The organism is Streptomyces sp. NPDC058534, assembly GCF_042717365.1.
GTDB lineage: Bacteria > Actinomycetota > Actinomycetes > Streptomycetales > Streptomycetaceae > Streptomyces.
This window is the reverse complement of sequence record NZ_JBHXNW010000043.1, coordinates 20,220-38,811: the sequence shown is the minus strand read 5'-3', so window position 1 is coordinate 38,811 and position 18,592 is coordinate 20,220. Positions and strand designations below refer to the sequence as shown.

Sequence of the window (18,592 nt, the reverse complement as noted above, 5' to 3'; positions counted from 1 at the left end):
CCGAAGCCTTGCGACCGCACCGTGGGCTGCGTATGTTCCAGGCTGGCAATTAAAACGTTCAAATGAGGCCGATGAGACACACACCTGGGCAGGAAGACACCTCGGAGCACGGCAGCCTGCGGCGGCGGGCTCTGCTCAAGATGACGGCGGCGGCCGGTGCCGCGGCGGCCCAGCCGGCGGCCACGGCCGCGGTCGCCCCCGCGGCAGGGGCGTCGACGGCGACAACCGGCTCCACGGCGAGGAAGCCCGGCGGCGCCTTCGCCCGTTCGTTCGCCTCCCCCGGAGCACGGGTACGGCCCAGGTTCCGCTGGTGGTGGCCGGACGCGCTGGTCGACCCGGAGGAGATCAAGCGGGAGATCGACCAGATAGCTGCCGCCGGTTTCGGCGGCGTGGAGATCGCGGCCGTCACCCACAGCGTCTCCGAGCCGATCGACCCCTCCCGTCATGGGTGGGGCACACCCGCCTGGGTCGCCGCCGTCGAGACGGCCCTGCGTCAGGCCAGGAAGCGCGACATCGTCGTCGACCTCACCATCGGTCCGGCCTGGCCGGCCGCCGTTCCCGGGATCACACCCGACAGCAAGGCCGCGATCAAGGAGCTGGCACACGGCGTCGCCGTCGTTCCCGGCAGAACGGCGTTCACCGGCCCGCTCCCCGAGCCCGTGACCGCCCCCAGCTCCGGGGTGACCGCCCGCAAGGTGCGGTCCGTGCACGCCGCCCGCGTCGTCGCCGGGACCTCGCCCACCGCCTTCCCCGCCCGGCTCGAGAAGGACTCGGTCACCGATCTCACCTCCCGTGTCTCGGAGGACCGGCTCGAGTGGACGGCGCCGGACGACGGCGCCTGGCTCGTCATCGCCTGCTACGAACGCGGCTCCGGCCAGCGCCCCGAGGGCCCCGCGCACACCAGCCCGCTGAGCTATGTCGTCGACCACTTCAGCGAGGCCGGCACGCGGGCCGTGATCGACTTCTGGGAGAACCGCATCCTCACCCCGCGCATGCGCAAGCTGCTGCGCGAGACCGGAGGCGCGCTCTACGAGGACTCCATCGAGATCGAGACGCACGCGACGCTGTGGACGCCGGGCATCATGGCCGAGTTCGAGCGCCGCATGGGCTATTCGCTTCTGCCCTATCTGCCGGTGCTTCTCGAGACGAAGGAGAAGTACGCCTTCGCGTTCGACGACGCCACCAACAAGGCCGTCCGCCGTGACTACATGGACGTGGTCACCGAGCTGTACATCGAGAACCACCTGCTTCCGGTGCAGAAGTGGGCGCACAGCCTCGGCCTTCAGCTGCGCATCCAGCCGTACGGCCTGGAGACCGACGCGATGTACAAGGCAGCGCTGCTGGACCAGCCGGAGGGTGAGTCGCTCGGGTTCAAGAACCTCGACGACTTCCGCTGTCTGGCCGGCGGCCGTGACATGGGCGGCAAGCTGGTGCTGTCCAACGAGGCGGGCGGCACCGCGGGCGGCGCCTACGCGACCACCTGGGACGCCACCCTCAAGAAGCTCGTCACCCAGTACGCGGCCGGCGTCAACCAGGCCGTCTTCCACGGCTTCGCGTACGCCGACGCCCCGGGTGCGGCGTGGCCCGGCTTCGCCGCCTTCTCGCCGTACGACGGCGGTGCCGGCTACGGCGAGGCCTGGGGTCCCCGCCAGCCGACCTGGGGTCACGCCGCCGACGTCGCCGGCTACCTGAGCCGCACGCAGCAGGTCCTGCAGACCGGCGTCAACAAGGTCGACATCGGCGTGCTGTGGCAGAAGGGGTACGCCGGTTCCGGGCTCGGCGCCTCCTGGTTCACCGGCGACGGCGTTCCGGTCGGCTGGACGCACCTCTTCCTCAGCCCGCGCCTGCTCTCCCTGCCCAGCGCCGTGGTGCGCGACGGCCGCCTCGCACCCGACGGCCCGGCGTTCAAGGCGCTCCTCGTCGACGGCGACGTCATGATCGGCCGTGAGCACACACTGCAGCTCGATGTCGCCGAGAAGCTCGTCGGCTACGCCAGGAAGGGCCTTCCGATCATCGTCATCGGGGACTGGAAGGACGGGCACGTGCCCGGACTGCCGAAGGAGGGCGACAACGAGCGCCTGCTGAAGCTGATCTCCGAACTGCTCGCGCAGCCCAGCGTGTCCAACGTCCCCGACCGCCCCGACGTCCCGCAGGGCATCGCCGCGCTGGGTCTGAAGCGCGACGTCGAGTACGCACAGTCGTCGATGCTGCTGCACGCCCACCGGGCGGACACGGAGGCCGACTACTACTTCTTCGCCAACGACGCGGTCGGCAAGAAGGGTTCGACCGGCACGCCCATCAGCCACGACGTCACGCTCACGACCCGCAGGCCGGACGTGGTCCCCTACGTGCTGGACGCCTGGACCGGCACGATCGAACCGCTCGCCACCTACACGCGCCTCGACGACGGACGCATCCGGCTCCGCATCGCGCTGGAACCGGGAGCCACGACGATCATCGCGACGGCCCGGCCCGGCAAGTGGATACCCGGCCCCGCGCCCCGCTGGCACGCGACGTCCAGCCAGGCGTCCGAGGTCCGTCGCGCCAAGGGCGGCCGGCTGGAGATCCGCGACACGCGGCCGGCCACCTACACCACGACCCTCCAGGACGGCGCCACCGTCAGCGCGACCATCGAGAAGGTCGCCGAGCCGATCGAGCTCACCCGCTGGAAACTGAGCGCCGAGGACTGGACGCCGGGCGTCACCGCGTCGAGCACCACCAAGACCCGGCGCACCGTCGAGCTCGACGGCCTCAAGCCCTGGCCCGAGATCCCGGAGCTGACCGATGCCTCGGGCATGGGCAGGTACCGCACCACGGTGAAGCTGGGCGCCGCCTGGACCGGCGGCCACGGTGCCCTGCTGGAACTGGGCGAGGTCTACGACACCTACCGGGTCACGGTCAACGGACGCGCCCTGCCGCCCGCGGACCAGCTGACCACCGTCGTCGACGTCGGCCCCTACCTGCGCCGCGGCACCAACACGATCGAGGTGGAGGTCGCCACCTCGCTGATCAATCGGCTGCGCGTCTCCAACGCCCCGGTGTTCGGGGCGGCCAAGAAGCAGAACTACGGACTCGTCGGCCCGGTGCGACTCGTTCCGTACGGCCGGGCCGTCGCCGACAGCTGACCGTCCGCTCTCCGGCCGGCCCCGCCCCTTGCCGCCGGTGCTCCGAGGACGGCCAGGGCGCTCGAACGCGACCTGGCCGACGGTCCGGAAGGCGCTGTTGGTCACGGTGTACCGGGCGAACGTGTGGGCGTTCGCCCGGTAGGGCGACCCGGTAGGTCGTGGCGTACGAGACGGTGGCGACGGAAGCCTCATTGAGCGGTACGTCGGCGCGGGCGAAGGCGGCGAACGCTGCGCTGTCGCCCCCGATGACGAGCGTCTTGGCCTGCTTGGTGCCGGAGGGCAGACCGGCGTACGCCCGGGCGGAGCTCTCGTCGGCGTGGGCCACGAAGCCGAACGGCAGCGCGACGGCCGCTGCCCGGCGAGCACACGGTCCTGACACGTGGTGAATACCCGGTACCCCGTCAGAGGTGCGGGTGCGAACCATGACCCGTTGCCTTTTCGTGATCACACGGACGTCGGTAGCCCCGCGACCGGCCGATGGCGCTACACGGCCGTGGGCATGTCCGCCGTCCACGACGACTGCCGGTCGATCGCGGCCGCTGCCGTGCGCAGCACCGCCACGGCCTGGTCCAGGAACGGGTTCGGATCCCCCGACCGCCGGACGGCGAACACCCTGCGGACGTAGGCGGGGTTGGCGAGCCGGATCAGATGCACGTCCTCCGACTTGCTCAACGCGAGTTCGGGCACGATGGCGACGCCCAGCCCGTTCCGCACCAGCTCGAAGGGGAGGTTGTAGTCGTTGGTACGGAAGAGGACCTCGGGCTGGAAGCCTCCCTCGGCACAGATGCGAAAGAGGGAGCGGGCCGCGTCCGTGTCCTCCCGGTAGCAGATCCAGCGTTCCGCCGAGAGATCACCGACCTGCACCCGTTTGCGGCGGGCCAGCCGGTGCCCCTTGGGCACCAGGACGTACAGCGGCTCCTCCAGGATCAGGTTCCTTTCGAGGTCCGACGGATCGTTGCGCGGTACCGTGCCGTACTCGAAGATCACGGCGAGGTCGAGGCGGCCCTCCGCGACGGCGGGCAGAGTGACCGGCGGATCGCCCTCCTCGTAGCGGACGTCGACGTGCGGGCGGTCTCGCAGGAAGTCGGTGAGGACGGCCGGCATCAGACGGAAGCCCGCCGACCAGAAGCTCCCCAGATGCAGGCGCCCGCGCTCGGCCGCGGCGAAGGACCGCATCTCGTCCTCGGCGGCCTCCAGATCGGCGAGCAACCTGGACGCCCTGCGAGCGAGTTGGGAGCCGGCGGCCGTCGGCCGGACGCTGCGGGGTGAGCGCTCGAACAGCGGCACTCCGAGGGCCCGCTCCACGGAGGCGATCTGCTGGGAAACGGCTGATGGGGAGTAGCCGAGACGACGGGCCGCGGTGCGCAGCGAACCGGTGGCGACCACATCGCGGATCGCCTGCAACTGAATCGGGGTCAGCATCAGCAGAACTTAACAACGATTCCGTCCACGACGCCATGGGCCTACGCCGTGGAAGTCCCGTGCCACCGGGAGAAGTCAGCCGCTGAACAGCTCCCCAGCTGGTGAGATCGAGATCGCGCCTGCCGTCGAGCGACAGCTCAGCTGAACAATGTGTGCCGCAACGTTCATTCTGATTCATCTTGTGTTGTGGGTCTCCCTGCCGCAGATTGAGCGGCATTGACCGGCCAGGACATGGCCGGCCCACCCAGGGAAGGGCACTGCCATGGACATACGGCTCCCCGGGCCGCACGCCCGCCGGACGAGGCGCGCCACAGTCGCGGGCGTGGCGCTGGCCGGACTTCTCCCGCTGCTGGCCGCGTGCGGCGGCACGTCCTCCACGGACGCGGCCCTGCCGGGATCCGCAGGGGAGGGACCGGCCGCACAGAAGAAGGATCCGAAGCTCGCGGCGCTGCTCCCGCAGAAGGTCCAGGACTCCGGTGAACTCGCCGTTGCGGAGGGTGACGACTACCCGCCCCTGGTTTCCCTCGGCTCGGACAACAAGACGCTGGTCGGCATGGAGCCGGAGCTCATGAGGGCGATCGGCCAGGTGCTCGGCGTCGAGGTGAAGTTCTCCAAGGCGAACTTCGACAGCATCATCGGCGGCGTCCAGTCACGCCGCTACGACCTCGCGATCCAGGCCATGCTCGACAAGCCGGAACGCCGGGAGCACGTGACGTTCGTCGACTACTTCAAGACCAGCAGCGCGATCCTGGTACAGGAGAAGAACGCGGAGACGATCGGGACGCTGGCCGATCTGTGCGGCAGGACCGCCGCGGTGGAGAACGGCACGGCCCAGGTCGACGACGTCGAGAAGCAGGCCCAGAAGTGCGAGGCCGCCGGCGAGCCCGCCGTGGAGCCGCTGGTGTTCCCCGACTCCATCGGCTGCTTCCAGGCCCTGTCCACCGGCCGTGCCGACGCCTTCGTCGGCGGCACGCCCACCGTCGCCCATCAGGCCAAGCAGTCCCAGGGCCGGCTGCGCCAGGTCGGCGAACCGTATCGCTTCCTGCCCTACGGAATCCTGGTGAACAAGCAGGACGAGGAGATGGCCGAGGCCGTGCGACAGGCCCTGCAGAAGCTCATGGACAACGGGGCGTACGCGGAGATCCTGAAGCGCTGGGACGTCGAATCAGGAGCCCTCGACAGCGCCACGGTGAACGGCGGCACCCCGTCATGAGCGACTCCGCCCTTCACACCACCCGGGTGATCAAGACGACGGGTGCCCGCAGGGAGCTCGACGCGGTGCCGGTGCGGCGGCCGGGCCGCTGGATCGCCTCGGCGGTCCTGATGTTCCTGTTGGTCTTCCTGTTGGAGGGCTGGGCCTCGAACGAGCGGATGCAGTGGGCGACGGTCGGTGACCATCTCTTCGCGCCCGTCGTCCTCGAAGGACTGGCCACCACGCTCTGGCTGACGGCGGCCGCCATGGCCATCGGCATCGCGGGCGGTGTCGCACTGGCCGTGATGCGCCGGTCCGCCAACCCGCTGCTGTCCCGGCTGAGCTGGCTGTACATCTGGGCGTTCCGTGGCACCCCCCTCCTGGTCCAGCTACTGTTCTGGTACTTCCTCGCCGCGGTCGTCCCGGAAGTCGGCCTGGGCGTGCCCTGGGGACCGACCTTCGTCGAGTCCGACACGAACGCGCTGGTGACCCAGACAACGGCCGCACTGCTCGGGCTGGGGCTGCACGAGGCCGCGTACATGGCGGAGATCGTCCGCTCCGGCATCGCCTCGGTGGACGAGGGGCAGACCGAGGCCGCGAACGCGCTCGGCATGACCCGGCGTCAGACGCTTCGGCGCATCGTGCTGCCGCAGGCGCTGCGCGTCATCATCCCGCCGACCGGCAACCAGGTCATCTCCATGCTGAAGACGACCTCGCTGGTATCGGTGATCGCGGTGCCGGAACTGCTCACCTCCATCCAGGCGATCTACTCCCGCAACTTCCAGCAGATCCCGCTGCTGACCGTGGCCTGCGCCTGGTACCTGCTGGCCGTCTCCGTACTGAGTGTCGGCCAGTACTACTTGGAGCGCCGTTACGGACGCGGCGCGAGCCGTGATCTGCCGCCCACGCCGCTGCAGCGTCTGCACGGCGCCTTCGCCACTCGCCGGCCCGCCCTCAAGGAGCACCGATGACACCGGCCAACGCCTCACCTGTCGTACGCGCCGAGGGAGTGCACAAGAGTTTCGGCAGGACCGAGGTGCTCAAGGGGATCGATCTGACGGTCGCCGCCGGGGAGGTCATGTGCCTGGTCGGCCCGTCCGGGTCCGGCAAGTCGACCTTCCTGCGGTGCATCAACCACCTGGAGACCATTGACGCCGGACGGCTGTACGTACGCGGCGAACTCATCGGCTACGAGGAGCGTGACGGCCGCGTGCACCAGCTCACCGACGCGGCGATCGCACGGCAGCGGCGCGGCATCGGCATGGTCTTCCAGCGCTTCAACCTCTTCCCGCACATGACCGCGCTGGAGAACGTCATGGAGGCCCCGGTCCTGGTCAGGAAAGAGTCCAAGGCCGAGGCCCGGGAGCGCGCCCAGGCCCTGCTGGCACGGGTCGGTCTGGCCGGCCGTGCCGGCTCCTACCCGTCCCAGCTGTCGGGCGGCCAGCAGCAGCGCGTGGCGATAGCCAGGGCCCTGGCGATGCGGCCGGCACTGATGCTGTTCGACGAGCCCACCTCCGCGCTCGACCCCGAGCTGGTCGGCGAGGTCCTCGATGTGATGCGCGCACTCGCCGACGAGGGCATGACGATGATCGTCGTCACTCACGAGATGGGCTTCGCGCGGGAGGTCGGCGACTCGCTCGTGTTCATGGACGGCGGTGTCGTCGTCGAGTCCGGCACGCCCGCCGATGTGCTCGGCTCTCCCCGCCACGCACGCACCCGGGCCTTCCTCGGCAAGGTCGCCTGACCGGTTCGGCCCCTCCCCCACGGCAACCCCATCGTTCTCGTCCCGCAAAGGAAAGACCCATGCCCAGTGTCCTCGTCGTCGGAGCCGGCGTGCTCGGTGCCTCCGTGGCGCACCATCTGGCGAAGGCCGGTGCCCGCGTCACCGTGATCGAAGCCGGTGGGCCGGCCGCCGGCACGTCCAGCGCCACCTTCTCCATCGACGTCAGCCACCTCAAGACACCGCACAGCTACTACACCTTGAACCGGCACGGAGCGGAGCTGCACCACCAGCTCGGCGAGGAACTCGACGGGTCGGACTGGCACCACCGCGTTCCACTGGTGCAGTGGGGCCACACCGAGCAGGAGCAGCACGTCATTCGTGAGCGGGCCGAGCGGCTGCGCGGGTGGGGCCACGCGTGCCGCACCGCCGACCGCTCCGAACTGGACGAGCTGGCCCCGGGGGTCTCCCCCGCCGCCTGCCGCGCCGACGAACTGGTCGTCCATGAGCAGGCCTCATGGTACGACGCTCCGCTGTTCACCCGACGGCTGCTCGACCGGGCAGCACTGCGCGGCGCCGACATCCGGTACGGGCTGCGTGTCACCAGCGTCCTGCGCACGGGCGAGCGCGTCACCGGCGTGGTGGCTGAGGGCCGCCGCTTCGAAGCGGACTGGGTGGTCAACTGCGCGGGGCCGGACGCGGGGCGCATCGCCGCGCTGGCGGGCGCGTCCCTACCGCTGAAGCGTGTGCCGGGGCTCGTCGGTGAGAGCACGCGACTGCCGGAGCAGGACCGGCTCGGGGCGATCCTGGCCACGCCCGGTGTCGATCTGCGGCCGGCGCCCGACGGGCGGGTCGTCTCGATCTCATGGCCGGTGGACGCCATGCTGCCGCCGGATGCCGAGGGTACGGCGGACGCGGCGCGGCAGGCTGCCCCCGCGCTGGAACGGGAACTGCACCGCTTGGGCCGCGAGGTGTTCACGCCCCTGCGCGCCGCCGGGATGGCGGGCGTGCGGCTGGGAGTGCGTCCGGTGCCGGCGGACGGGCTTCCTCTCGTCGGCTGTGCCGCCGCGACTCCCGGTCTTTACACGGTCGTCACGCACAGCGGTGTGACCCTGGCGCCGGCACTCGGTCTGCTCGCCGCGCATGAAATCGTCGAGGGCTCTTCCGCCGCGGAGCTCGCGGACTACCGCCCGGACCGCACTCCCGCCACGGACGTGGCCGACGAGAGCGTGCGGGTCATGAGTGGGGCAGCCGCGATCACGGCGGCCTGAGCAGGACGGCGCCTCAGCGAAGGCACTACGGCGGCAGGCGCCTGACCGGGAAGAGATCGCACCCGGTCAGGCGCCTTGATGTGGAGACGTGCCGTGCTCAGCTGCCGGAGCAGAAGGGGTACGGGTCGAGGCCGAACGACTTGGTGACGTCGACCCCCTTCTGGATCTTGACGACGGCGGAGTCGGACCGCCAGCCGTCCTTGGTGACGAGAACCGTCACGGGGCTCTGCTGCTTGTCCAGCCACAGCTGGTAGACGCCGTCCTTGCCCGTCGTCACGGTCTGGGACGCCTTGGCGGACGACAGGACGACCGTCACACCCTCCAGCGGCTCCGCCGATCCCGAGCACTTGGCCGACGTGACGACGCCGGAGATCTTGCCCCACTTGCGGGGCGCCGTGACCGTCATCTTCACCGCCACCGGGTCGACGACGTCGGCCTCGTTCGTGCCGATCTTCAGCGTCGCGTTGTACGTGCCCGGCTGGGTCACCGCGGCTCCGTCCATGGTGACGGTGACGGTCCGCTTCTCGCCCGGCTCCAGAGCGAACCGGTCGTTGTCCACGGACAGCCAGGCGACGTCCGCACCGCAGGCGTCGTAACCGGGCAGCAGCTCACCGGTCGTGCTTCCGACGAACCCGGCGCCGGGCGTGCCGCCGATCCGGTACAGGCCGCAGGTGCTGCCGCCGCGGTAGGTGGCGTGGTTGGAGTTGGGCAGCGCCTCCCAGGCCTGGCCCTCGACGTCGTAGGCGTAGCCGATGTTGGTCGCGGCCTCCCCCGTGTTGCCGCCGGAGATCACCAGCTGGCCGGCGGTCGCCGTGTACCCGGAGCCCCACAGGGCGCCGGGCATGTCGGGCAGCGCGGTCCAGGTGTCGGTGGCCGGGTCGTACTCGTGGGCGGTGGCGGTGGCGCCGTCGGCGTTGCTGATGCCGCCCGCGCAGTACAGCTTGTCGTTGACCTCGCCGCAGGACGACCAGGAGACGGGCAGCGGGTAGGGGGCCTTGGCCTCCCAGCTGTCGGTCTTCGGGTCGTAGGACTGCACCGTCGTCTTGCCGCACGTGCCGTCGTCGCAGCCGCCGACGAGATACATCCTGCCGTCGACGACCGCCGTGCCGGACGCGGCGAGCGGCACCGGGGGCGGTGCCCCGAGGCTCCAGTTGCCGGTGTCCGGGTTGTAGATCTCGAGATCGGTGGCCATGCCGCTGTAGAGCCAGCCGCCGGCGACGTAGAGCTTGCCGTCGACGAAGGCTCCGTTGGGCTTCTGCCGCTGCTGCTTCAGGGGGGAGGCCTGCGACCAGGCCGAGGTGGCCGGGTCGTAGACGTGGACCGACTGGAGCAGCTTGTTGTTGGAGGTACCGGCGACCGAGTAGATCTTGCCGTTGTGGTTGGCGACCAGGTTGTCCATCACGGGCACCGGGAACGCCGTGATGTCGGTCCAGGGTGCGACCATGGTGCCGGCGTCGGCGGGAGCCGTCTGCCGCGGTGTCTGCGCGCCGGACGTCTTCGCGCCGAGCCGGCCGCCGTCGTCCTCGGTGGGGACGAGGAGCTTCTCGGCGCCCTTCTCCGTGTCGTCGCCCTTTCTGGCCCCGCGGTCCCGGTCGGGCACGTCCTGCATCACGAAGTCGCCGCCGGCCTCGGCCAGTCGGACCTGCTTGGACGAAGAGCCGTTGTTGGTGACGGTGAACGTCGCCGTGCTCTTGCCCCCGAGTTCGATGTTGGATGTCACCTCGCTCCGGGACACGGTGATCTCCGTGTCCGCGGCCTGTGCCGAGATGCCGGTCACCAGCAGCGCGGTCAGCGCCGCGACGGCCACGGCGCGCCGTCGTCTCTTTCCGATGGCCATCAGGCCCTCCTTCGCCGGCTCCAGTGGCCGGCGCAGCCGAGTGTGTGTGCTGGGTCGTGTCATCGGTTCGTGCACCCGCCCGCCGGGGTGAGGGTCAGCTCGACGGCTGTGGTGCCGTTCCGCCGCGGCTTCACCCGGGTCATGTCGGGCGTCAGCCCGTCCTTGCCGGCGATCACACGGATGGACTTCACGTCCTGGGCGGGCAGCCAGACACTTGCCTTGCCCTTGCCGTCGGACTTGCGTGCCAGGGCGTTCCTGCCCTCGCCGATCTCGAGGTACGCGCCCGCGAGCGGGGTCGCCTCCTTGTCGCACTTCGCGGACAGGACCGTCACATCGACCTTCGTCCAGCCGCGGGGCGGCGTGACGTCGAGCGCGACGTCCACCGCTGGTGTCGCGTAGGGCGCGTCGCTGTGGATCTGCAGACCGGCGAGGTAACTTCCGGGCTGGTTCAGGTTCCTGGTGTCCGCGGTGACGGTGACGGTGGCCGACTTGCCCGGCTTGATCGTGGCGGGGGCGCCGTCGGAGGACAGCCAGTCCACGTCGCCCGAGCCGCAGGAGTCGGTTCCGGACAGGACCTGCGCGCGGGTCATGCCGGGCCAGCCGCCCGCCCCGCCGCCGATGATGTGGAAGCCGCAGGCGCTTCCGGCCCGGTAGAGCGGGTACTTGGTGTTGGCGATCGGCGACCAGGCGTCGCGCTCCGGGTCGTAGGCGTAGCCCTCGTTCGTGGCGATGCCGGTGACCAGACCGCCCCGGATACCGCCGCTGACCATGAACTTGCCGCCGCCGGAGCTGTAGGCGGAGGCCCAGGCGGGCACCGGCAGAGGGGCGATCGGTGACCAGTGGTCGTGGACCGGGTCGTAGGTGTAGGCCTCCTTGACCAGGCCCTTGCGGGAGTTCATGCCGCCCGCGCAGTACAGCTTGCCGGCGATCGGACCGCAGGTGACCCAGCCGGCCGAGACCGGGTAGTCGGCGACGTTGCTCCAGGTGTCGGACGCCGGGTCGTAGACCTGGACGTCGGTGCGTCCGCAGTCGCCTTCCAGGGTGCCGTTGGCGGGGCCACAGCCGCCGACCATGTACAGCTTGCCGTCCAGGGCGGCGGTGCCGGCGGCGGCGTATCCCTGCGGCGGGGTGGCGGCGCCGGTCCAGGTGCCGGCCTTCGGGTCGTAGACCTCGGTGAGGCCGACGAGCTTGCCGTTGTTGTCCCAGCCTCCGGTGATGTAGAGCTTGTCGTCGATGAACGCGGCTGACGCCCGCTGCCTGGCGGCCCGCAGGTCGGGGAGCGGGTCCCAGCGCTGGTTGATGTTGTCGTAGACGAAGCCCTTCGGCGTGGTGCGGGCGCCGTCGAAGCCGCCGACCGAGTACAGCTTGCCGTCGTGGACACCGATGGACGGGTCCATGAGGCTCGTCGGATACGGGGCGATCGTCGACCAGTTGTCACCCCCGGTGGAAGCCGCCGCGGACACGGCAGCCGGGTCGGGCTGCGTGGCGGGGGCCGCGGGTGCGTCGGTGCGGGGTTCGATCCAGCCCGGGGTGACCTTGGTCTCGACCTCGATGGAGGGCACCTTGCCCGGGTCGGCCGCCGTCCGGGCGGCGAGGGGGTTGCCGCCGTCCTCGGCGGTGCGGGGGGTGACCGGCGCGGTTCCCGTGTTGGTCAGGGTGACCTCGCGGGTGGCCGTGCCGTTCATGCCCTCGGTGATCTCGAACCTGCCGGGATCGGCCTTCAGCCGTCCCGCGGCGAGATCGAAGTCGACCCAGGTGATTCGGCCCTCGGTGGCCTTGATGTTCTTGGTCTTCGCGGTGAACCCGTCGTGCTTCGCGGTCAGCTTCTGCTCGGCCGCCGTCGGCAGGAAGGACCAGTACAGACCGTCGGCCACGGCGTCGTCGCCCGGGGTCGGTCCGGAGCGGCCGGTCGTGGAGGCGCCGTCGGGGCTGCGGACCTCGGTCGAGCCAAGGGGCTTGTCCGTGTTGCGGTCGGTGACCTGCCCTATGACGAGGCTGCCGGGGACCGGCTCGCAGGCCGGCTCGCCGATCAGGACGTCGTCGATCTCCCACCACATGTCGTACTCACCGGTGTAGTGGAAGCGGACCTGCACGGCGGACTTGCCCGCGGCCTGCGGCAGGGGCAGCCGCATGGACTCCTTGACGGTCGGGTCCTTGTGCTGCCAGACCTGTTCCCAGGTCTTCCCGCCGTCCGTGGAGAGCTCGATGGTGGCGGTGGAGTCGGTCCAGTCCGGGGCGAAGTACTCGGTCTCCATCGCGAGTTCCGGCTCGGTGACACCGGACAGGTCGATCACGGGGGTGATCAGGTACGTGTCCTGGACCTTGCCCGCGGTGTAGAACTTGCTGTTGACGCTCGCGAAGTTGCCCTCGCCGCGCGGGGTGCGGTTGCCGAGCGGGTCCGGGTCGTCGAACTCCCAGGTGCCCCCGTCGGCCTTGTCGACGACGGTCCAGCCCTCGGGCCGCTCCGTGCCGTCGAAGGTCTCGTAGAGCCCCTTGACCGCGTAGCCGGGGGCCTTGCAGCGCTCGATGTTCACCGTGGCCGAGAAGTTCTCGGTACGGGAGGTGCTGAGGTCGACGGCCTTCTGCACGGGCTTGTATCCGGGCACGACGGGCTCGACCGTGAACGTGTAGTCACCGCTCGCGGGGAGGGTGAGCTCGTACTCACCGGTCTTCGGGTCGGTGTACCAGGGCTCGACCGGCAACTGGTCGGCGGTGATCTTGGCGTAGAGCGGCCAGCCCTGGCCGGAGCCGTCCTTGACAGTGCCCTTGAGGGTGGCCTTGGCGGCGGGCTCCAGCGCGAAGTCGGCGGTGACGGTGGCGTCCTCGCCGACCGTGACGTCGGCCGTCTCGGCCACGTAGGTGAAGGAGGACACGGAGACCTGGTAGTCGCCGGCCGACAGCCGCACCGTGAAGGTGCCGTCGGGGCGGGTGGACAGGTCGCGGTCGAACTCGCCGTCCACGGCGACCCGGACGCCGCCGATCGGGTCGCCGGTCTTCGCGTCGGTGACCTTGCCGGAGAGCGTGCCGACGCCGTCGACCGGGGCCTCGGAAATGGCGGACAGTACGTCGAGCTTGCCCTCGCCCCAGACGTTGTTGTCCTCGGCGGTGCCGCCGCAGACGGTGTCGTCCACGTCGACGGCGGTGCCGTCGAGGAGGGCGCGGGTACGGTCGATGTCGCCGACGAGGTCGGGAGCGGCGGACCACATCAGGGCGATGGCGCCCGCGACGTGCGGGGAGGCCATCGAGGTGCCGTTCAACGCCGCGTAGGCGTTGCCGGGGCGCGCGGAGCGCACGGCGACACCAGGGGCGGCGATGTTGGGCTTGACCTCGTCCTCCTCACCCGAACCGCGCGCGGAGAACGAGGCGATGGCGCCGTTCGAGTCGTACGCGCCCGCGGCGTAGGTGGAGATGTAGTCGCCGGGGCTGCCGGATGTCCTGCAGCCCGGGCCGGCGTTGCCGTTGGAGAACATCGGGAACATGCCGGCCGCGGTCCAGGCGTCCACTATGTCGCCGAACCAGGGCTCGGTGGCGGCGCCGTTGTCGTTGCCCCAGGAGTTGTTGACGATGTGGGGCCGCATCTCGGGACGCGGGTCGTTGCCGTCCAGGTCGGTCGGGGCGAGCATCCACTGGGCGGCGGACATGAGGGAGGCCTCGGTGCAGCGGATCGTCTCGCAGCCCTTGGCGGCGATCCACTGGGCGCCGGGGGCGACGCCGATGCGGTTGCCCTCGCCGGCGTCACCGGTCATGGTGCCGATGGTGTGGGTGCCGTGGCCGTTGTTGTCGCACGGCACACTGGAGTCGTCGCACACCTTGGCCGGGTCGAACCAGTTGTGGTTGTGGTCGTAGGTGCCGTCGCCCTTGTTGCCCCGGTAGGAGCCCGCGAGCGCGGGGTGGTTGAACTGGGCGCCGCTGTCGATGCTGCCGACGACGATGCCGCCGCCGGTCGCCTCGAACTCCTCCCAGACGCGGTCCGCGCCGATGGACTCGACACCCCACTCGACCTTGCCGGCCGCCGACTGGACGGCGGGCAGCTTCTTGGTCTCGACGGGGTCGGGCAGCTCGTACGAGCGGTCGGCCTCGACGGAGGCGACCCCGGAGTCGGTGGCCAGCTCCTCGGCGGTCTCCAGCGTGCCGCCCCGGACGAAGACGGTATTGGAGACGTAGAACGCGCTGTAGTCCGCGCCAGATGCCTCGAGCTGCTCGATCACGTCCGCCTGGCTGCGGGCCGCGTTGTCCTTGAGCGCCTTCACGACGAGCTCGCCGCGCTTGGCCCAGTCCTTCTCGCCCTTGGCCTGAGCCAGGTCCGGGCGGTCCTTGAAGCGGACCCAGAAGGACGTGGTCGGATCGTCCTTCATGGCGGAGCGGAGCTCCATCGCCACCTTGTCGTTCGCCGCTGCCTGTTCGGGTACGACCGCGGTGACGACGGCGGTGATCAGGAGGGCGAGTATCACGCCTGCTGCCAGGCCCAATCTGCCTCGACGGATCAGGGGGCCAGTTCTCATGAGGGTCCTCCGGTCGGTCCGGCACGCACTGCCGGGAATCTCGGAGGACGATTCCAAGTTGGCAGGGCACCAACAAGAGAACTCCCCTTGCGGGTTTGCGACTTGTCGGAAGCCCGCCACGCCGGACGGAGATCACCGAGGCGGAAGAGCGCCAGGCCGCCGGAGGTGGGGCAGCTCGCGTCCGCGCACTTCACCCCTCCAAGAACAGAGTTTGTACTCACTGATGACAAACTCGTAGACGCAGCGAGCAAAAGGCCTCTATGGTATGCCACGCCCAGTCGCATTCAGGCATCACACGCACACCAGGCGTCACTTCGGGTCGGCCCACGCCGACCGCAGCACCTCGTCGTCCCGTACCACCGTCATGGGCGGCCCCTCCACGGGGTGGCCCCCGGGGAGGATGCATGAGTTCACGGTCCCGCTCCAGATCCCGCGGACGGCTGGCCGGTCTGGTCGCCGTCTCGTTCCTGTTCGGCTGCTTCACGTCGGCACCGGCCGGCGCCGCCGACACCGCCGACGACCTGCCGCCGCAGGAACCGGGCGTCACACTGCGCGTCTTCGACATCGGACAACCGATGAAGGAGATCTGCGCCCTCAAGCCCGGACAGACCCCTAACGTCGACAAGTTGATGCCCGACATCGACTTCAGCACGACCGAGGACTTCGGCGTCGGCGACAACTTCGTCTCACAGGTGACCGCCAACATCGAGGTGCCCGAGGACGGCTCCTACGCCTTCCGGCTGACCAGCGACGACGGCTCACGCCTGACCATCGGCGACCAGACGGTCATCGATCACGACGGCCTCCACGCGGCCGAGCCCAAGGACGGCAACGCGACACTGACGGCTGGTCATCATGCCTTGCGTATCGACCACTTCGACGCATCCAACGACCAGCAGATCACCCTGGAGTGGAAGCCGCCGGGCTCGGCCGACTTCTCCCTCGTGCCGAACTCCGTCCTGAGCACCGAGGCCGATGTCGTCCGGGTGACGGCCCCCGGCCGCAAGCAGTGCGAGGGCGGCACCGACACCCCGGGCGACGGACTGCCACTGGACGGCGTACACCCCGACTACACGCTGACCGACCTGCGGCCCGACGGCTTCGAACCGAAGGTCACCGGCATGGACTGGCTCCCGGACGGTCGGATGGCCGTCACCACCTGGGGTGGCACCGACAAGACCGAGGGCGAGGTGTATCTCCTCGACAACGTCACCGGACAGACGAGTCCCGACAAGGTGACGGTGAAGAAGGTCGCGAGCGGCCTCAAGGAGCCGATGGGCATCAAGGCTCTGGACGGGGCCCTGTACGTGTCGCAGAAGCACGAGCTCACCGAGCTGCGTGACACCGACGGCGACGACGTCACCGACAAGCAGCGCACCGTGGCGACCTGGCCGTACGGTGGCAACTTCCACGAGTTCGCCTTCGGCATGCTCTACCGCGACGGGCACTTCTACCTCAACCTCTCCGTCGCGATCAACTACGGCGGCGCGACGACGGACCCGCAGCCCGCGCCGAACCGCGGCACCACGATCAAGGTGAACAAGAAGACCGGCAAGGTGACCTATCTCGCCGGCGGCCTGCGCACCCCGAACGGCATCGGCTGGGGCCCCGGCGGCGACATCTTCGTCGCCGACAACCAGGGCGGCTGGCTACCGGCCTCCAAGCTGGTGCGCATCAAGCCCGACCGCTTCTTCAACCACTACACCAACCCGGCCGGCCCGTTCGACGACCAGCCGGTGACCGAACCGGTGCTGTGGCTGCCGCAGAACGAGATAGCCAACTCCCCCAGCACGCCGATCCACCTCAAGAAGGGCCCGTACGCCGGCCAGATGCTGTTCGGCGACGTGACCTACGGCGGGCTGCAGCGCGCCTTCCTGGAGAAGGTCAAGGGCAAGGACCAAGGCGCCGTCTTCCGCCACACACAGGGTCTGGAGGCGGGCGTCAACCGCATAACCCAGGGGCCGGACGGGGCGATCTACGCGGGCGGACTGGGCGCGGGCGGCAACTGGGGCCAGGCGGGCAAGCTGACCCACGGCCTGCAGAAGCTCACCCCCAACGGCGGTAAGGCGTTCGACATCCTGGCGATGCGGGCGAAGTCGGGCGGATTCGAGCTGGAGTACACCCAGCCGCTGTCCCAGGAGACGGCGGACAAGCTCGCCGAGAGCTACCAGGTCGAGCAGTGGCGCTACGTGCCGACACCGTCGTACGGCGGGCCCAAGGTCGACGAGGAGACCCTGGCCGTGACCTCCGCTCGGCTGTCCAAGGACCGGAAGAAGGTCACGCTGCAGATCACGGGCCTCAAGCCGGACCGTGTGGTGCACGTCCGCTCGCCGCGTCCCTTCAGCTCGGCCGAGGGTGAGACGCTGTGGAGCACCGAGGCCTGGTACACGCTCAACGCCATGCCCGGCAAGCAGCCCGCGACAACGTCGTACGAGGCGGAGGAGGCCCAGCGCTCCGGCGGCGCGGGCGTCGCCACCGACCACACGGGCTACTCCGGCAGCGGCTTCGTCGCCGGCTACGGCACCCAGGGCGCGGCCACCTCCTTCACCGTCGACGCGGACAAGAAGGGCACCTACGACGTGGCCCTGCGGTACGCGAACGGTCCGAACCCCTTCACCGGCACCAAGACGGTGAGCCTGTACGTGAACGGCACCAAGGTGAAGCAGTCGAGCCTGCTCAGTACGGGCGGCTGGGCCAACTGGTCCACGCGGACCGAGTCGCTGAAGCTGCGCAAGGGCGCCAACACCATCACCTACCGGGTGGACGAGGGCGACACGGGACACGTCAACCTCGACATGATCAGCGTGCATCCCAAGGGCGAGCGCGTCGTCCTGTTCGACGGCGCGGACCGCGCGGCATGGCAGCACACGGACGGGCGCACCGCGCAGTGGCCGCTGACGGACGGCGGGATGGAGGTCTGCTGCGGCGACCTGCGCACGAAGCAGGCGTTCGGTGACTTCAAGCTCCACACCGAGTTCTGGCTGCCGGAGCTGCCCCCGGAGGTGACCGGCCAGAACCGGGCCAACAGCGGCATCTATCTCCAGGAACGCTACGAGATCCAGGTCCTGGACTCGTTCGGCGACACCACACCCGCCGACGACGAGGCCGCCGCCATCTACAAGCAGAAGGCCGCCGACGCCAACGCCGCCCGCCCGCCGGGCACCTGGCAGACGTACGACATCACCTTCCGCGCGGCACGCTTCGACGACAAGGGCGTCAAAACGGAGGACGCCCGCGTCACGGTGGTGTGGAACGGCGTGACCGTCCACGACAACGTGGCCATCAGCGGCCCGACCGGCGCAGGCGCTCCGGAGGGGCCGACCGCGGGCGCCATCCGCCTCCAGGACCACGGCAACAAGGTGCGGTATCGCAACATCTGGATCGAGCCGCTGTCGTAACGGCTCACGAGGATCACGAGGCGGGGGGGGGGGCGACCGCACCCCCGGGCCCCCCCCACACCGCGACAGCCCGGGCTAACCACAACCACACCGGGCCCCCCCCCCCCACCACCACAACACCGGCA

The 18,592-nt window shown here is 70.0% G+C and carries 9 protein-coding genes; 6 read left to right on the top strand and 3 right to left on the bottom strand.

The window, feature by feature from the left end:
- Window positions 1-71 precede the first annotated feature (71 nt).
- Window positions 72-3,125 (top strand): glycosyl hydrolase, encoded by a 3,054-nt coding sequence (locus tag ACFWR9_RS25125; protein ID WP_383845940.1) that lies wholly within the window; start codon window positions 72-74, stop codon window positions 3,123-3,125.
- Window positions 3,126-3,608: 483 nt separating this feature from the next.
- Here the strand turns inward: ACFWR9_RS25125 and ACFWR9_RS25120 are convergent, their stop codons facing one another.
- Window positions 3,609-4,547: a LysR family transcriptional regulator gene (locus ACFWR9_RS25120; RefSeq protein ID WP_383845938.1), complete on the bottom strand. Its 939-nt coding sequence runs from the start codon at window positions 4,545-4,547 to the stop codon at window positions 3,609-3,611.
- A 262-nt stretch (window positions 4,548-4,809) separates the two neighbouring features.
- Between ACFWR9_RS25120 and ACFWR9_RS25115 the strand changes: the two genes are divergently transcribed.
- From ACFWR9_RS25115 to ACFWR9_RS25100, 4 genes are read left to right on the top strand one after another with little or no spacing between them, the layout of a single operon-like run.
- Window positions 4,810-5,760, top strand: a complete 951-nt coding sequence (locus tag ACFWR9_RS25115; RefSeq protein ID WP_383845936.1) for an ABC transporter substrate-binding protein — start codon at window positions 4,810-4,812, stop codon at window positions 5,758-5,760.
- On the top strand, window positions 5,757-6,710 hold the full coding sequence (locus ACFWR9_RS25110; RefSeq protein WP_383845934.1) for an amino acid ABC transporter permease: 954 nt from the start codon (window positions 5,757-5,759) through the stop codon (window positions 6,708-6,710). Before ACFWR9_RS25115 ends, ACFWR9_RS25110 begins: the two co-directional genes overlap by 4 nt.
- Window positions 6,707-7,483: an amino acid ABC transporter ATP-binding protein gene (locus ACFWR9_RS25105; RefSeq protein WP_383845932.1), complete on the top strand. Its 777-nt coding sequence runs from the start codon at window positions 6,707-6,709 to the stop codon at window positions 7,481-7,483. The genes ACFWR9_RS25110 and ACFWR9_RS25105 overlap by 4 nt, the downstream gene beginning before the upstream one ends.
- 59 nt (window positions 7,484-7,542) lie before the next feature.
- Entirely contained in the window at window positions 7,543-8,730 is a 1,188-nt protein-coding gene (locus ACFWR9_RS25100; protein WP_383845930.1) for an NAD(P)/FAD-dependent oxidoreductase, read from the top strand.
- 97 nt (window positions 8,731-8,827) lie between these two features.
- On the opposite strand, the gene ACFWR9_RS25095 is transcribed toward ACFWR9_RS25100, so the two are convergent.
- Together ACFWR9_RS25095 and ACFWR9_RS25090 are read right to left on the bottom strand one after the other, a co-directional pair.
- Complete coding sequence (locus ACFWR9_RS25095; protein WP_383845928.1) at window positions 8,828-10,567, bottom strand: hypothetical protein; 1,740 nt, start codon at window positions 10,565-10,567, stop codon at window positions 8,828-8,830.
- Between the two features lie 59 nt (window positions 10,568-10,626).
- Entirely contained in the window at window positions 10,627-15,018 is a 4,392-nt protein-coding gene (locus ACFWR9_RS25090) for a S8 family serine peptidase (protein ID WP_383845926.1), read from the bottom strand.
- A gap of 455 nt (window positions 15,019-15,473) precedes the next feature.
- Between ACFWR9_RS25090 and ACFWR9_RS25085 the strand changes: the two genes are divergently transcribed.
- Window positions 15,474-18,467 carry a family 16 glycoside hydrolase gene (locus ACFWR9_RS25085; RefSeq protein ID WP_383845924.1) on the top strand — a complete coding sequence of 998 codons (2,994 nt, stop codon included), beginning with the start codon at window positions 15,474-15,476 and terminating at the stop codon, window positions 18,465-18,467.
- Window positions 18,468-18,592 lie beyond the last annotated feature (125 nt).

Coding starts and splice junctions, on each gene's coding strand:
- ACFWR9_RS25125 (WP_383845940.1), top strand. CDS start 72: ATGAGACACACACCTGGGCAGGAAGACACCTCGGAGCACGGCAGCCTG.
- ACFWR9_RS25120 (WP_383845938.1), bottom strand. CDS start 4,547: ATGCTGACCCCGATTCAGTTGCAGGCGATCCGCGATGTGGTCGCCACC.
- ACFWR9_RS25115 (WP_383845936.1), top strand. CDS start 4,810: ATGGACATACGGCTCCCCGGGCCGCACGCCCGCCGGACGAGGCGCGCC.
- ACFWR9_RS25110 (WP_383845934.1), top strand. CDS start 5,757: ATGAGCGACTCCGCCCTTCACACCACCCGGGTGATCAAGACGACGGGT.
- ACFWR9_RS25105 (WP_383845932.1), top strand. CDS start 6,707: ATGACACCGGCCAACGCCTCACCTGTCGTACGCGCCGAGGGAGTGCAC.
- ACFWR9_RS25100 (WP_383845930.1), top strand. CDS start 7,543: ATGCCCAGTGTCCTCGTCGTCGGAGCCGGCGTGCTCGGTGCCTCCGTG.
- ACFWR9_RS25095 (WP_383845928.1), bottom strand. CDS start 10,567: ATGGCCATCGGAAAGAGACGACGGCGCGCCGTGGCCGTCGCGGCGCTG.
- ACFWR9_RS25085 (WP_383845924.1), top strand. CDS start 15,474: ATGAGTTCACGGTCCCGCTCCAGATCCCGCGGACGGCTGGCCGGTCTG.